We start from the raw sequence: 15,679 nt of genomic DNA on the forward strand, positions 1-15,679 counted from the left end.
TTTCGGGCAGAGCGTCCCCTTTTCAGGGACGCCGCCGACTACTTCTTTCCGCCGAACTGGATGCGGACGCCGCCCATGATGCGGCGGCCGCCATAGGACATGCGCATGATCTTCGGCGCGCCCTCGGCGAAATTCTCGTATCCGCCGGTCGAAGTGGTCTGGACCTCGCGCGTCAGGTTGCGGCCCTCGACATAGACCTGGAAGTTGCGGTTGATGTTGTACGAGATCTTCGCGTCGATGAAGGTCGTGCCGTCGAAATAGCGCGGCACGCCGGGATTGTAGGGCAGGCGGACGCTGGTCCATTGCTCGCCCGGATAGTTATTGCTGTTGGAGCCGTTGCCGTTGGTGCTGCACGGCGTGATGCAGGCGAACCGCTCGCTGCGCTTCTGATAGGCGATGCGGATGTTGAGATCGCCGTCGTCATACCAGAGCGATGCGTTCCAATAGTCCCTGGACTCGCCCGCCGGCGGCATGATGTCGCCCGTCAGCGGATCCTGCTGGCCCGTGGTCGCGGCCGAAGCGAGCCGCGAATAGTTCACGTCGGCACCGGTGTAGCGCAGGAACCAGGGCAGGAAGGTGAAGGCGGTCTTGGCCTGGAACTCCCAGATGTCACGCTTGTAGCCTGGGCCATTGTCGTAAGTCGGGACATTGAAGGAGAGGTCGGCGAGCGGCTGACCGGTCACCGGATCGACGACATCGCTGCCCTCGTAAGGCTTGTACTGCTTGGTCACGGCGATCGGGCTGCCGATCTTCACGTCAAGCTTGCCGTAAGTCACCGACAGCAAGGTATCCTTGTTCGGATACCATTCGAGGCTGGCATTGTAGTTCCACGCGGTGAACGGCTTGAGGGCAGGATTGCCCACTCGGCCGGTGCAGCCGAAGATGTCTTCGTCGTCACCGTCGAGGAGGATGCGCTCGTCGATCACGCAGGTGCCGGCTGGAATCAGGCGGCTGATCGGCGGACGGGCGACCGTCTTGCCACCATAGAGACGCAGAACGACCGTTTCATTGAAACCCCATAGGTTGAGGTTGACCGTGGGCAGCCAGTCGGTGGTCGATGAGTCTAGCGTGACGTTCTGGCTGAAGTTTCGCGTGTTGAACACGGCCGGATTGCTCGGATCGGGAACGGTGATCGACTGGAGGGTTTGTATGCCCGAGCCCTTCACGTTGGTGAACACGCCGCGGATGCCGACATTGCCGTTGAACAAAAGGCCAAAGGGCAGCTTCTGCTCGAATTCGGCCATGGCGTAGATGGCCTTCACCGTCTCCTCGGTATGGGTCTTCGGCTGATCGTACATCTTGCCGTCGCTGCCCATGCAGGTCTTGAGGCAGTCGAAATTCATGAACTGCGACGCGCCGAGCTGCGCGAACAACTGATCGGTGCGAATGCCGTTCCATGCGGGTGGCAGGCTGCCGCGGTTCGGCAGGTCGCCGAAATATTCGGAGGTTGGCTGCTCGAAAGTGCCGGCGAACAGTGCGCGCAGCTGATCCGGGGTCAGCGTATCGACGCCCTCGCGAACGAGGCCAAGGTTCGTGCTCGGCACGAAGCCATAGTTGCATGAAACGACCGAAGTAGGGGTCGGCTGGCAGGCGCGCAGGGTGCCGCGGACGATGGCTCTGGGAACGACGATCGGCGGCTGATAGCCCGGCTGACCGAAGGTGCCGACCGCATCCTCGACGGTATAGCCGCCATTTCCCCAGCGATCGATCACGTTCTTGCGATATTGGCCCCCAACTTTCACCCGGGTGATGAACGGAATCAGTCCGTCGGTCTTGTAGGTCGCGTCGAGCTTGGCGATGCGTTCCGAGGTTTCCGCGAGCGCGGGCGAATAGGAGACGCTGAAGCCCGGCGTGACGAGCGGCAGCTGGTTGGACGTATAGTCCGGGCTCGCCGGGTTGTTGACGGTCGCGGCTACGGCGCGCTGTGCGATGCAGGTCGCCGGGTTGGTGCCCGAAATGCACGGTACCGGGCTGAGCTGGACGAAAGCATTCGGATCGGCGTCGTTATAGTTCGCGGGAAGCTGGATATCCCACAGGCCATTGTCCTGCAGAACCAGCGTCGCGTCGCCATAGAAGGAGTTGCGCGAGGTGCGCATGTCGGCGCGGCTCGATTCGGCCTCGGTCATGCCGACGAACCCTTCGATGTCGAGACGGTCGCCGTTGTAGTCGAAGCCGGCCTGGGCGAACTTGGTGCGCGTGCGGTTGATGTTCTCGATCTGGTCGATGCCGACCGAGTTGTTGGTCAGCTTCATCTGCGTGACGTTGTGCTTGTCGTCGACCACGACGCTGGCCGGATCGACGTTCAGCGTGGTGCCGTTGGTCAGGAAATCCGTGCTGCCGATGCGGACCAGGCTGGGCTGGTCGTAGAGATAATAGCCGGCTGGCGAGGTGGGTGAAACCGAGCGCACGCGCGGATAGCCGGTGGTCGTATCCTGAAAGGTGCCGGCGACGTTGGCGTTGAGCAGCGAGACCGGCGTGCGGCTCCGGTTCTGGTCATGCATGTTGCGGCCGCTGTAGGTGCCCTTCACGAACACGGTGAAGTTGTTGGTCACCTCGAAATCGAGCCGCGCGTCGAACGCGTAGCGCTCGTCGGTCTGCTCGTTCATGAAATGGCGGATCAGCGATGGCGTATAGTCGTTCCACTGATTGAGGCACGACTGCAGCTCGTTCAGTTTCTGCAGCTTGGCGGCGTTGCTGCCGGTCTGGCCCGGCTGCGGGAAGGCGGCGTAGCAATCCGCCTTGGTCTTGGCCGCGATCGACTTGGTGAGCACGCTGCGCGGCGTCTCGGTGCTGTTCGCGAAGACGGTGTCGGCCATGTCGGTGCCGAGCGTGTTGATATTGTACTCGAACGTCTTTTCCGGCGAATTGTCGAAATCGAACCGGCGGTCGTAGTTGAGGCTGTTGCTGGTCGTCTGCTCGTAGCTATGACCGTTGTTCTGGAGCTTCGTGTAGCTGCCGCTGACGATCGCGCCGAGCCGGCCGCCGAAAAACTTGCGCGACGCGACGCCGTTGAAGTCCGGCATCCACTCCTTGCCGAGCGAGTTCATGTTCGCACCCGCGCGCAGCGTGAAATAGGGCTTGGCGAAGTCGAGGCCGGTGCGCGTCTTGATCTGCACCGTGCCGCCGAGCGAGCCCTCGGTCATGTCGGCGGTCGAGCCCTTGACCACGTCGATGCTCTTGACCAGGTCCGCGGGCAATTCGCGCAGGTCGGCGCTGCGCGCGCCGTCGCCGCTGATCGCGAGGCCGGTGGTGCTGGTCATGCCGACGCCGTCGAGCTCGACGCGCGTCAGGTCCGGGCCGTTGCCGCGGATCGCCACATCGGCGCCCTCGCCGAATTCGTTGCGGCCGAGCGCGACGCCCGGGATGCGCGAGATCGCCTCGGCGACGTTGCGGTCGGGGAAGGAGCCGATGTCGTCGGCGACGATCGAGTCGGTCGCGGTCTTCGCGTCCTTCTTGCGCGCGTTGGCCGACTGCTGGCTGGCGCGCGAGCCGACGACGATCACGTCCTGGACCTCGGTATCCTGCACCGCATCGCCGCTCTGTCCGGGTTCCGGCGCCGCCTGCGCCAGCGCTTGCGGGCCGCAGATCATCAGCAGACCCAGAACCGACCAAGACGCCGATGCCCCCATGCGGCGACGCAGATTCAAACGTTCGGACATTTCCCTCTCCACCCCTGTCAATTCATCATGTCCCGGCACGGGGACTGTTCTCGTTGGCCCTCTCGGAATTCGGAGCCGTGCGATTCGCGTGCTCCATTCTCCCAAAAGGTGAGACGGCTTTTCGCAATATAGATACCACGTCAACCCTGTTTGCAAGTTTTATCTTATAAATCATGCTACCATTTTGTGGGAATTCGGGGCGGAGGCACACGGCGGGCATATCCTGCTTTGCGTTCGGCTTGCGGCGCGATCAGGGACTGGTCGGCAATCGCGCGCGTGCGTGTCCTGCTCCGGGCCCATGAGAATGCGCCGCGGTGACGGCCACGCATGTCGGCGCGGCGTGTGTTGTTCGTGCGGATCGCATGCGCTGCGTCCCCTCCCTGTCCGGGTGCCTGCTCGCGCTCCGGTCAGGCCAATTTTAGCCAGAACGCTCCAGCTTGCCTATCCAAAAAATGAGGAGGCTGTTCAACATTTGGGACACTGACTGAAAGTCGTTGTGAAGCGGCGTACCGGTTTTGGGGGTGGGCAGGCGGCCTATTACCGGCGCGGAGTTGACGCCGCGTGTCTCAATAAATAGTGTGATATATCACATAATGATAGTCGGCTCGATATTCGCTAGCCGGCAATGCGGTCGGCGCGGATTCGCGCTGCCGTGGAGGACGACGAGAGGGATGGCATGAACTTTCCCAGGATCAGGCAAGTGCGGGCGTACACGGTGCGCGGGGGTGGTGCGGATTATCACGACCAGGGCGAGGGGCACTGGATCGACGATCACATCGCGACGCCGATGTCGCGCTATCCGGAGTATCGCCAGTCGCGGCAAAGCTTCGGGATCAACGTGCTGGGCACGTTGGTGGTCGAGCTCGAGGCCGAGGACGGCACGGTGGGCTTTGCGGTCACCACCGGCGGCGAGCCGGCCTGCTTCATCGTCGAGAAGCATCTGTCGCGCTTCCTGATCGGGCGCAGCCCGGCGGAATATGAGAAGATCTGGGACCAGATGTACTTCTCGACCCAATATTATGGCCGCAAGGGGCTGGTGGTGAACGCCATCTCGGGGGTCGACCTTGCGATCTGGGACCTGCTCGGCAAGCTGCGGGGCGAGCCGGTCTACCACATGCTCGGCGGCGCGGTGCGCGACGAGCTGCAATTCTACGCCACCGGCGCGCGGCCCGATCTCGCCAGGGAGATGGGCTTCATCGGCGGCAAGCTGCCGCTGCACCATGGCCCGGCCGAAGGGCTCGAGGGGCTGGACAAGAACATCGCCGACCTCGCCGACATGCGTTCAAAGTGCGGCGACGATTTCTGGCTGATGCTCGATTGCTGGATGAGCCTCGACCTCGACTATGCGACCCGGCTCGCGCACCGCGCGTACAACGAGTGCGGCTTGAAGTGGATCGAGGAAGCGCTCTCGCCCGACGATTACTGGGGCTATGCCGCGCTCAAGCAGAACGCACCCAAGGGCCTGCTCGTCACCACCGGCGAGCATGAGGCGACCCGCTGGGGCTTTCGCATGCTGATGGACATGGACTGCTGCGACATCATCCAGCCCGATGTCGGCTGGTGCGGCGGGGTGACCGAGCTCATCAAGATCGCCAACTATGCCGACAGCCGCGGCGTGCTCATGGTGCCCCACGGCTCGTCGGTCTACAGCTACCACTTCGTCATCACCCGCCACAACTCCCCCTTCGCCGAGTTCCTGATGATGCACCCCGGTCCCACCGAGGTCGTCCCCATGTTCGCCCCCCAGCTCCTCGGCGAACCCGTCCCCAGCAACGGCCGCATCCGCGCCTCCGAACTCGACAAACCCGGCTTCGGCGTCACCCTCAACCAAAACATCGCACTACACCGACCCTATCCCGATGATTGAACCGGACGAGCTTAGACCCGGTCGATTTCCGCGTCCTCGATGACGATCTCGGGGCGGGCGTCGGGGCTTTCGGTGGCCAGGCGCACGTCGTGCAGGCGGATGCCGGTGGCGTGGCGCACCCACAGGCCCCAGGCGGGAGTGGTGCCGAACATGCTCGGCTCGGGATAAGCGTGGGGTAGCGCCGGCGGGCGCCGCTCGCCGTCCGCCGCGGTGCCGCCGCCGGCATAGGTCAGGCCGATGTCGCGCAGCGTGACATCCTCGATCCGGACTTCGGGAAGACCCGCGATCGTGGCGGCGAAGCGGTGGTCGATGCCGCTCGCCTCGACGCCCTCGATCGTCACGCCGCGGATCGCGCCGACGCCCGTGCCGGCCGGCCCGCGTCCGCGATCGCCGAGCCGCAGGAACAGGGGCGCGGTGGTCACCTCGCGCATCGTCAGGCCCGAGACGCTCACATTCTCGATCACCCCGCCATCGACGGTCTCGAGCGCGAGGCCGCGCGAGCGTTCGAACCGGCAGTCGCGGATCACGATGTTGCGAAAGCTGCCATTGGATTCGGTGCCGAGCTTGATCCGGCCCGTCACGCGGTCACGGTCGGGCGCCAGCTGCTGGCTGCGTCCGAAGCTGCCGTCGAGCAGCGTGCCGGCATCATAGCCCGACACGGCGCAATCCTCGATCACCACATCGTCGCAGGCGACCGGCGCGCCCAGCGCGTAGCTGCTCTTGAGCACGATCGCGTCGTCATTGGGGGAGTTGACCCGGCATCCGCGCACGCGCGTCCGCGTCACGCAATCGAGATCGATGCCGTCGCGCTCGGTATCGATCACCAGCCGCTCGATCAGCAATTCGTCGACGCCGGTCGCGAGCACCGCGAAATGCCCGCCCTTGGCGATGGTGAGGTCGCGCAGCGCGACGCGGCGGCAATTCTTGAGCGCGATCGCCTTGTTGCCGCGGCCGACCATCGCTGCTTCCTCGGGCTCGAGCGCGCTTATCTCCGCCGCGCTCATCCCGGCCATGGACAGCGGACGCTCGCCGGTATCGCGCCGCCAGCGCGCGCCGGGTCCGTCACGGGTGAGACCGGTGCCCTCGATCCGCCCAGGGCCGACGATCGCGACGTCGTGCAGATCGATCCCCCAGATCAGGCTGTTGCGCCAATGGCTGTGGCCGAAATCCTGGAACAGCTCGCCATGCGTTTCCTCGGGCAAGTCATAGGCGCCGGCGTGCAGCGCGGGGTCGGCCGCCTCGATCACCGCGCCCTCGGACAGCAGCAAGGTGACGCCACTTGCGAGGCGGATCGAGAAGCAAAGGAAGCGTCCCGCAGGGACCACCACCGTCCCGCCGCACCGTGCCGCTCGCGCAATGGCGGTGTTGATCGCATCGGTATCGAGCGCGCGGCCGTCGCCGCGCGCGCCGAACTCCCGGATATCGAACAGCAGCATTTCGGCGGACATGATGGCTCCGGAGGAATTGACCGCCCATTCCACATGAGGGATGCTCGGATCAAGATGTGGGACGAGGTGTGCGTGAACCGGAAACGTAGGCAAGTGGTCGCGGGGCTTGGCTTGGCGGTGCTGCTTCCTGGGTGCATGCGCGTGGGCGCCACTCGCGAGCGCGTGATCCATCGCGACGATTTCCGGCACGGCCTCGGGCAATGGATCGTCGAGGCGGAGCGGCCCGGTCGCTTCACCGCCACGGACGGCGTGCTCGACATCGACAGCCCGGCGGGGGCCACGCTCTGGTTCCGCGAGCCGCTCGAGAGCCCGGTGGCGATCGAATATGCCGTGACCGCGGTGTCGGCTGGCGGTCCCAACGACCAGGTCAGCGACATCAACTGCTTCTGGATGGCGACTGATGCGCGTGCGCCCAGCGGCGACATCCGCGCGTATCGGCGCGGCGGCGCCTTTGCCGATTATGACGCACTCCGCACCTATTATGCCGGGATCGGCGGCAACCGGAACACCAGCTCGCGCTTCCGCCGCTATGTCGGGCGCGCGGGCGACCGGCCGCTGCTGCCCCAGCACGACCTGTCGGCGCCGGCCGACCTGATCGAGGCGAATCGCGCCTATCATATCCGCCTCGAGGCGTTCGGCAGCCGGATCGCACTGCTGCGGGACGGGCGGCCGATGTTCCGGCTCGACGACGCCGCGCCTTATGCGCGCGGGCATTTCGGATTGCGCACCACCGCCAGCCATTTGCGCGTGAAGGATTTTCGCGTGCTGAGACCCTGACAAGGTGCCGCAGCGGGCAAGCTTTGATCGCCTCCCTGGCATACTTTGATACAAAATGGGCTTTGTATTCAATATATGGGAATGATACGGCGCATCCAAGATGCCTGGCCAGTTGCGGCGGGCCAGCAGGAGGGGAAGCGCCATGTCGTCCGGAGTCCGTGAAACACCCGCGCGGCTGATGCTGTCTCTGCTCGCCGTCTCGTGCAGCGGCGCGGCGCTGGCGCAGACCGTCACTGCCGAGCGGCTCGATCGTGGCGTAGTCGCGGTCGCCGGCGAAGGCGGGCTGCTGGTGAGCTGGCGCAGCCTCACGAGCGATCCTGCGGGAACGACGTTCATCCTCTATCGCGACGGCAAGCCGGTGACGGCCGCGCCGATCGCCGGCACCAACTTCCTCGACAAGGCCGGAACGCCGCGATCGCGTTACACGGTGAGCGCGGTGACCGGCGGGCGGGCCCAGGCGCGGAGCCCGGCGGCGCCGGTCGCGGCGGAAGGCTATCTTTCGATCCCGCTCGACCCGCCCGCGCCGCGCACCGCGCCCGACGGCGCGTCCTATACCTACGAAGCCAATGATGTGAGCGCGGGCGATCTCGACGGCGACGGCCGTTACGAGCTGATCGTGAAATGGTATCCGAGCATCGCCAAGGACAACGCCTTTGCCGGCTATACCGGCAACACGCTGCTCGACGCCTATACGCTCGACGGCAGGAAGCTGTGGCGGATCGACATGGGCCCGAACGTCCGCTCGGGCGCGCATTACACGCAGTTCATGGTGTTCGATTTCGACGGCGACGGCCGCGCCGAGCTGGCGGCGAAGACCTCCGACGGCACGATCGACGGCACGGGCAAGGTGATCGGCGACGCCAGGGCCAACTGGGCCGAGGGCGGGGGCGCCGAGCCGAGCGGGGATCGCACCGGATCGACCGAGCTGCCCGACGGGCGCCGCGTCGCCCAGCTCACCGGGCGCATCCTCAAGGGCCCCGAGTTCCTGACCGTGTTCGACGGGCGCACCGGTCGTGCGGTCGCCACCGCGCCCTATGACCCGCCGCGCCACCCCGACACGGCCAACCCGGACGGCGAGCAGCTGAAGGCGATCTGGGGCGACGGCTATGCCAACCGCTCCGACCGCTATCTCGCCGGCGTCGCCTATCTCGACGGCAAGCGGCCGAGCATCGTCATGGGCCGCGGCTATTATGCGCGCTCGACGATCGCGGCATGGGACTTTCGCGGCGGCAAGCTCGTCAAGCGCTGGCTGTTCGACAGCGCGGCGCCCGGCAACGCGAAGTTCGGCGGGCAGGGCAACCACCAGCTCAGCGTCGCCGATGTCGACAGCGATGGCCGCGACGAGATCGTCTATGGCTCGATGGTCGTCGACGACGACGGCAAGGGGCTGTGGAGCTCTGGCCTCGGCCATGGCGACGCGATGCATGTCTCCGACCTCGATCCGGCGCGGCCGGGGCTCGAGAAATGGGGAGTGCACGAGAATGTCCGCAGCAATGGCGGAATCGGCGGCGCGATGCTCGACGCGCGCACCGGTGAGGTGCTGTGGAAGACGATGGCGGACAAGGACACCGGCCGCGGCGTCGCAGCGGACATCGACCCGCGCCATCCCGGCGCCGAGGCGTGGGGCAGCAACGCGAGCGAGCTCTACGACGTCAAGGGCCAGGCGATCGGCCCGCGGCCGCGCCAGATGAACTTCGCGATCTGGTGGGACGGCGACTTGTCGCGCGAGCTGCTCGACGGCACGCGCATCTTCAAATGGGACTATGAAAAGGGCGCGAGCGTGCCGCTGCTCGACCCCCGGGGTCTGATGTCGAACAACGGCACCAAGGCCAATCCGGCGCTAAGCGCGGACCTGCTCGGCGACTGGCGCGAGGAAGTGGTGTGGCGCACCGCCGACAACAAGTCGCTGCGCATCTATGTCAGCCCCCATCCGACCGACTTCACGCTGCCGACGCTGATGCAGGACCGCGTCTACCGGCTCGGCATCGCGTGGCAGAACACCGCCTACAACCAGCCCCCCCACACCTCCTATTTCCTGGGGACCGGCATGAAGCTGCCGAAGCGCTGAAGGCACAAGCACACGATCGAAGGAGGACGGGATGACGGTCAGCAGGCGAGCGTTCATGGCGCGGACGGCATTGGGCGGCGCGGTCCTCGGCGTGCCGCTCGGCGGCGCGCAGGCGAAGGTCAGGCGGCCCGTGCCGGCGCTGGTCGATGCGCCGGTCCGCTGGCTCGACGGCGCGCCGCCCGCGCGGCATGAGGGCCTGACCTGGGGCGTGCCGTGGCCGCGCGGGACCAAGCGCGCCGCCGCGACCTTCGCGCTGCGCGACGGCGACGGCCGCGCGCTGCCGGTGCAGAGCTGGACCACCGCGACCTGGCCCGACGGCTCGATCAAGTGGACCGCGCATGCGGTTCCCCCGGCGGTGACGCCCGGCGCGAACGCGCGGCTCGGTCCCGGCAAGCCCGCCGCCCCTGCCGAGACGGTACGCGTGACCGAGCAGGGCGATGCGATCGAAGTCTCGACCGGCCCGGTGCGCTGGCGGATCGCCAAAAGCGGGGAGAACATCATTCGCGCCGCCCACCGCGGCGACACCGAGATCCTCCGCGACGTCGGCCTCGCCGCGACCGCGCAGGACCGGCCCGACGGCGACGGCGCGGAGACCGTGACGACGCGCGGCTATCGCGGCCGCGTCACCCGCGCCACGGTCGAGCAGCGCGGGCCGGTGCGCGCGGTGGTCCGCGTCGAGGGCGTGCACGCCGGGGACGGGCGCGAGTGGCTGCCCTTCTCGATGCGCCTCTATTTCTACGCCGGGTCGGACGCGGTGCGCATCGTCCACAGCTTCATCTTCGACGGCGACGAGACCCGGGACTTCATCCGCGGCCTCGGCCTCACCGGCGCGGTGCCGATGCGCGACCTGCCCTATGACCGCCATGTCCGCTTCGCCGGCGCCGGCGACGGGGTGTGGGGCGAGGCGGTGCAGCCGCTCACCGGACTGCGCCGCGATCCGGGTCGGCCGTTCCGCGATGCGCAGGTCGCCGGGCTCAAGGTGCCGCCGGTCGAGCAGATGGCCGGCCCGGTGCGCAGCGGCCTCAAATACGTCCCGCAATGGGGCGATTTCACGCTGTCGCAGCCCAATTCCGACGGCTTCGCGATCACCAAGCGCACCAAGCCGGGGCATGGCTGGATCGACGCCGACAGCGGCGGACGCGCCAACGGGCTCGGGTTCGTCGGCGGCCCCTCGGGCGGCGTGGCGTTCGGCCTCGGCGACTTCTGGCAGCGCTGCCCGGTGCGGCTCGACATCCGCGACGCGCACAGCGACGCCGCGAGCTTCACCCTCTGGCATCACTCGCCCAGCGCCCCGGCGATGGACCTGCGCTTCTATCACGACGGCATGGGGATGAACGACCATGCCGCCGAGAATGAAGGCCTCGACATCACCTACGAGGATTACGAGAAGGGCTGGGGCACCCCGCACGGCATCGCGCGCACGACCGAGTTCACCTTGTGGGCGCTCGCCGCGACTCCCGCGCGCGAGACCTTCGCGGCGATGGCCGCGACGGTCGCCAGGCCGCCGCGATTGATGGCGACGCCGGCGCATCTCCACGCCGCGGGCGTGTTCGGCGACTGGAGCCTGCCCGACCGCTCGACCCCGGCCAAGCGCGCGATCGAGGAACAGAACGACTTCCTGCTGCGCTTCTATCGCGAGCAGGTGGAGCAGCGCCGCTGGTACGGCTTCTGGAACTATGGCGACGTCATGCACAGCTATGACGCCGACCGCCATGTCTGGCGCTACGACATCGGCGGCTTCGCCTGGGACAATAGCGAGCTCTCGCCCGACCTGTGGCTGTGGTACAGCTTCCTGCGCTCGGGCGACGCGCAGGTGTTCCGCTTCGCCGAGGCGATGACGCGCCACACCGGCGAGGTCGACGTCTATCATCTCGGCCGCTTCAAGGGTCTGGGCACGCGCCACGCGGTGCAGCATTGGGGCGACAGCTCGAAGCAGCCGCGCGTGTCCAACGCGATCTACCGGCGCATCTATTACTATCTCACCGCCGACGAGCGGGTGGGCGACCTGATCCGCGACCTGCTCGACAGCGACGGCGCGCTGGTCACCGTCGACATCGGGCGCAAGGTCGGTGCGCGTTCCAGTGCCGAACCGGGCAATGGCGCGACGGTCGATTCAAAGCCGAAGCCGGGCGAGGTCTCGATGTCGTTCGGGACGAGCTGGTGCTCGCTGGTCGGCGCGTGGCTGACCGAATGGGAGCGCACCGGCGACAAAAGGTGGCGCGACCGCATCCTCGCCGGCATGACCTCGATCGGCGCGCTGCCCAAGGGCTGGTTCGCGGCCGGCGCCAATTTCGACCTCGCCACCGGGCGCTTCACCGGGCCAGGCGACAAGGTGAGCATCAGCCATCTCAATTCGGTGTTCGGCGCGCTCGAGATCAATTCGGAGCTGTTCGACCTGTTCGACGTGCCGGCGTACGAGAAGGCGTGGCTCGACTATTGCGTCGCCTACAACGCGCCGGCGGCGCAGTTCACCGCGATGATCGGCGCGCCGGCGCGCGGGCGCAATTTGCGGCAGGGCCATTCGCGGCTCACCGCCTTCGCCGCCAAGCACCTGTCCGATCCGGCGCTGGCGAAACGGGCGTGGCAGGAATTCTTCTCGGGCGATGCCGGGCTCGATCTGGGCCTCGCCGCGCGGGCGAGGAAGATCACGGGGCCGGCGGTACTCAAGCCGGTGGACGAGGCCCCGGTCTCGACCAACGGCACCGCGCAATGGGGGCTGGCGGCGATCCAGAACCTGGCGCTGGCGGGCGAGGCGGCGGAAGCCGTGTTCGCGGCGGGGAGCTGAGGCGAACCGCGTTTCAGCTTTCCAAAGCCTTCAGAGCTGATGTCGAGAATATAACCAAATAGGTTTCACGTGAAATGCGTGAAAGCGGCGGGAATGCGCGGTTTCCGATCCGGGCAGGGTCGGCCTGCACGGGTGGAAAGTGGAACATGTAGCACAACATGTTGGCTTTTCCGCCGAGCGGATTTCACCTTTCCGGTGAGGACGCGGGAAAAGGGCGAATCCCGAGCGGACGAGGCGCGCCGCCGCCATTGGACGGCGCGGAGGCGAAAGGGGGCGAAGCCGTTGCCGATCGTTCCGGGTGGTATCGACACTCGAACATGCCGCCCCCGGCGCTCAGCCGCGCTGGCCCGCGACCGGATTGTTCCCCCACAGCTGCTCGTAGCGCCAGCCCGAAAGGTTCTCGACGATCGCGCGGTTCTCGGGCGAAATGCCCGTCTCGCCGCGCTTGAGCCGGTCGATCTCGTCCATCAGCACGTCGTGCGTCGCCGAATTGAGCTTGAAGCGGCTGGAGACGAGGATGCCGAAGAGCAGCATGCCGATCGTGCCGATGCCGAGCACGAGCGCGAGGGTGAGGATCGCGCCCTCGCTCTGCACCTTGGCGCCCGAGACGAAGCCGCCCGCGCTCATGATCGCGGTGACCCCGGCGACCGCGGCGGATTGGGTGAGCTTGCGCACGAAGGTCATGACGCCGGCGAAGGCGCCTTCGCGGCGGCGGCCGGTGACGATCTCGTCGACATCCGCCATGTAGTTGTAGGTCGCCCAGGGGATGTAGTTGAGCGCGCCGCGGCCGAGCCCGGCAAAGACGATCGGCACCCACAGCAGCCAGTCACCCGAGCGCACGCCCATGTTCCACATCACCAGCAGGGTGACCACGCCGATCGCGAAGCTGATCGCGGCGAGCTGATAGGCGCGCGCGGGCGAGGAGCGCAGCGCGAGGTTGATCGCGATCATCACCGCGACGAACTGGACGATGTACATCGTGCCGAGCAGCGAAGAGGCGATGGTGATCGACCCCGCCAGCGCGAACACCACGAAGAAGGTGAAGGCGGCGTTGAACACGTCCTGGCTGATATAGCCGCCGAGATACATGCCGAGATGCAGGCGGAAGGCGCGGATGCGCAACGTCGAGAAGAGGTTGCGGTAGAGCGCCTTGATCGCCGCGCCGAGGCTGGGCCTCGCCTCGCCCGGCGGGCGCAGCGCCGCGACCTCAGACGGCGGCCGCTCCCAGCTCAGCAGGAACAGCAGGGCCGCGGTGATCATGAACAGGATCGAGAAGAGGATGCCCATGTAGAGGAAGGTGTCGGCGCTGTCCTTGCCGAGCGATTCGATCAGCATCGCGGGCAGGAAGCCGGCGAGAATCGCGCTCGCCTGGGCGAAGAGGATGCGGATGCCGGCGAACTTGGCCTTGGTCCGGTAGTCCTTGCCCATCTCCGCCGCGAGCGTCTCGTACGGGATGATCTCCATCGCGTAGACCAGCTCGAACAGGACATAGGTGACGAGGTAGAACCAGAAGCCCTGCCCCGCGATCCACATGATCGCGAACGAGGGCAGCAAGGGAATCGCGGCGAGGATGAAGAAGCGCCGCCGCCCGAATTTCCGCCCGAGCCAGCTGTTCCCCATATTGTCCGAGACATGGCCGATGATCGGCGAGGCGATCGCATCGAGCACGCGCGCGACGGTGAAGATCAGGCCCGCTTCCCACGCCTCGAGCCCGCAGAAGGTGGTGTAGAAGAACAGCACCCAGCCGCTGATGACCGCCATCGAGCCGGCACCGAGGACGTCGTTGGCGCCATAGGCGGCGTAATTGTACCAGCGGACCGGGCGGGTGCCGGTGGCGGCGAAGGCGCCGGTGATGGCCATATCATATCCTCTTCGAGCAACGGGCCGCCCGCGCCTCTGCCGGGCGCGCGGCGGCGGCAATCAGGTCAGTCGCAGATGCGAAGGAACTCGGCGAGCGCCAGCACCGCGAGGCTCTGGCCATAGGGCATCGAGGTGAGCGGGATGTCCTTGTAGAATTGCAGCGTGTCGCCCATCGCGGTGCCGAACGAGACCTGCTTGAGCTCGCCGGTCTCGTCGATATTGGCGAGCACGCCCTGGATCGCCTTGATCCCGACCGGCTTGTATTCGGCCGGGAGATAGCCTTTCCGCACCGCCTTCAGGATGCCGTAGGCGAAGCCCGCGGTCGCCGACGCCTCGAGATAGCTGGTCGGGTCGACGATCAGCGTGTGCCACAGGCCCGACTCCGCGTCCTGCGTCTCGGCCAGCGTCTTCACCTGCGCCGCGAGCGTGTCGATCAGGAAGATGCGCAGCGCGTCGCCCTCGGGCAGGTCGAGGATCTCGATGATCTCGGGGATCGCGATCGTCACCCAGCAATTGCCGCGCGCCCACAGCGCCTCCGCGAAATTGTGGCGGCCGTTGAAGTCCCAGCCGTGGAACCACAGGCCCGTCTTCTTGTCGAAGAGATATTTGATGTGGACGAGGAACTGGCGCTTGGCCTCCTCGACATAATGCGGGCGGTCGAGCAGCAGGCCGATCTTGGCGAGCGGGAGCACCGACATCATCAGCGTGTCGTCCCACAGCTCGCCGGGATTCTCGTCATTGTAGACGATGTGCTGGAACCCGCCGTCCTCGGTCTTGGGCAGCCCGTCGGGCGCCATCAGCCATTCCGCCCATTCGTCGAGATAGGGGATGTTGGCGGGATCGGGCTCGCGCTCGTGGAGATAGGCGAGGGTGATGAACGGCGCGACGGTGTTGATGTTCTTGGTCGTCTGGCCCTCGGCGAAGCGGTCGGCGAACCATTGCTTGATGATGCCGAGCGCCTTCTGGTCGCCGGTCTGCTCGTAATAGCGCCACATGCCGAACAGGCCGACGCCGTGGGTCCATTCCCAGCCGGCCCAGCCCTTGGTGTCGATGATCCGGCCGTCCTCCAGGTGCAGCAGGAATTCGCCGGTCTCGTCCTTGATGTTGACGAGATTGTCCATCAGCAGGTCGATCTTCGACGTCACCTCCAGGCGGGCGACGTCATGATTCAGGGCGGCCACTCAACTTCTCCTGTTCGGTTGCGCGGATCGAATG

The 15,679-nt window shown here is 66.5% G+C and carries 8 protein-coding genes; 4 read left to right on the forward strand and 4 right to left on the reverse strand.

What is annotated here, in order from left to right:
- Positions 1–38: 38 nt before the first annotated feature.
- Positions 39–3,659 carry a TonB-dependent receptor gene (locus tag ACO227_RS09040; RefSeq protein ID WP_423607031.1) on the reverse strand — a complete coding sequence of 1,207 codons (3,621 nt, stop codon included), beginning with the start codon at positions 3,657–3,659 and terminating at the stop codon, positions 39–41.
- Positions 3,660–4,335: 676 nt separating this feature from the next.
- Here ACO227_RS09040 and rhmD point away from each other — a divergent pair.
- Positions 4,336–5,526, forward strand: coding sequence for an L-rhamnonate dehydratase (gene rhmD / locus ACO227_RS09045; protein ID WP_423607032.1), 1,191 nt, complete (start codon positions 4,336–4,338; stop codon positions 5,524–5,526).
- A gap of 11 nt (positions 5,527–5,537) precedes the next feature.
- On the opposite strand, the gene ACO227_RS09050 is transcribed toward rhmD, so the two are convergent.
- Complete coding sequence (locus tag ACO227_RS09050) at positions 5,538–6,974, reverse strand: rhamnogalacturonidase (protein ID WP_423607033.1); 1,437 nt, start codon at positions 6,972–6,974, stop codon at positions 5,538–5,540.
- 135 nt (positions 6,975–7,109) lie between these two features.
- On the opposite strand from ACO227_RS09050, the gene ACO227_RS09055 reads away from it, so the two are divergent.
- From ACO227_RS09055 to ACO227_RS09065, 3 genes are all read left to right on the forward strand, one after another.
- Entirely contained in the window at positions 7,110–7,751 is a 642-nt protein-coding gene (locus tag ACO227_RS09055; protein WP_423607034.1) for a DUF6250 domain-containing protein, read from the forward strand.
- Positions 7,752–7,929: 178 nt separating this feature from the next.
- Positions 7,930–9,819 (forward strand): rhamnogalacturonan lyase, encoded by a 1,890-nt coding sequence (locus ACO227_RS09060; RefSeq protein WP_423607036.1) that lies wholly within the window; start codon positions 7,930–7,932, stop codon positions 9,817–9,819.
- A gap of 31 nt (positions 9,820–9,850) precedes the next feature.
- Positions 9,851–12,604, forward strand: a complete 2,754-nt coding sequence (locus ACO227_RS09065) for a Tat pathway signal sequence domain protein (protein WP_423607037.1) — start codon at positions 9,851–9,853, stop codon at positions 12,602–12,604.
- Between the two features lie 333 nt (positions 12,605–12,937).
- Here the strand turns inward: ACO227_RS09065 and ACO227_RS09070 are convergent, their stop codons facing one another.
- Together ACO227_RS09070 and ACO227_RS09075 are read right to left on the reverse strand one after the other, a co-directional pair.
- Positions 12,938–14,464: an MFS transporter gene (locus ACO227_RS09070; protein WP_423607039.1), complete on the reverse strand. Its 1,527-nt coding sequence runs from the start codon at positions 14,462–14,464 to the stop codon at positions 12,938–12,940.
- A gap of 65 nt (positions 14,465–14,529) precedes the next feature.
- Positions 14,530–15,645 carry a glycoside hydrolase family 88/105 protein gene (locus ACO227_RS09075; RefSeq protein ID WP_423607040.1) on the reverse strand — a complete coding sequence of 372 codons (1,116 nt, stop codon included), beginning with the start codon at positions 15,643–15,645 and terminating at the stop codon, positions 14,530–14,532.
- Between the last annotated feature and the right edge of the window lie 34 nt (positions 15,646–15,679).

This window comes from Sphingomonas sp. MS122, assembly GCF_049532975.1.
In the GTDB taxonomy this organism is placed as follows: domain Bacteria; phylum Pseudomonadota; class Alphaproteobacteria; order Sphingomonadales; family Sphingomonadaceae; genus Sphingomonas.

Coding starts and splice junctions, on each gene's coding strand:
- ACO227_RS09040 (WP_423607031.1), bottom strand. CDS start 3,659: ATGTCCGAACGTTTGAATCTGCGTCGCCGCATGGGGGCATCGGCGTCT.
- rhmD (WP_423607032.1), top strand. CDS start 4,336: ATGAACTTTCCCAGGATCAGGCAAGTGCGGGCGTACACGGTGCGCGGG.
- ACO227_RS09050 (WP_423607033.1), bottom strand. CDS start 6,974: ATGTCCGCCGAAATGCTGCTGTTCGATATCCGGGAGTTCGGCGCGCGC.
- ACO227_RS09055 (WP_423607034.1), top strand. CDS start 7,110: ATGCGCGTGGGCGCCACTCGCGAGCGCGTGATCCATCGCGACGATTTC.
- ACO227_RS09060 (WP_423607036.1), top strand. CDS start 7,930: ATGCTGTCTCTGCTCGCCGTCTCGTGCAGCGGCGCGGCGCTGGCGCAG.
- ACO227_RS09065 (WP_423607037.1), top strand. CDS start 9,851: ATGACGGTCAGCAGGCGAGCGTTCATGGCGCGGACGGCATTGGGCGGC.
- ACO227_RS09070 (WP_423607039.1), bottom strand. CDS start 14,464: ATGGCCATCACCGGCGCCTTCGCCGCCACCGGCACCCGCCCGGTCCGC.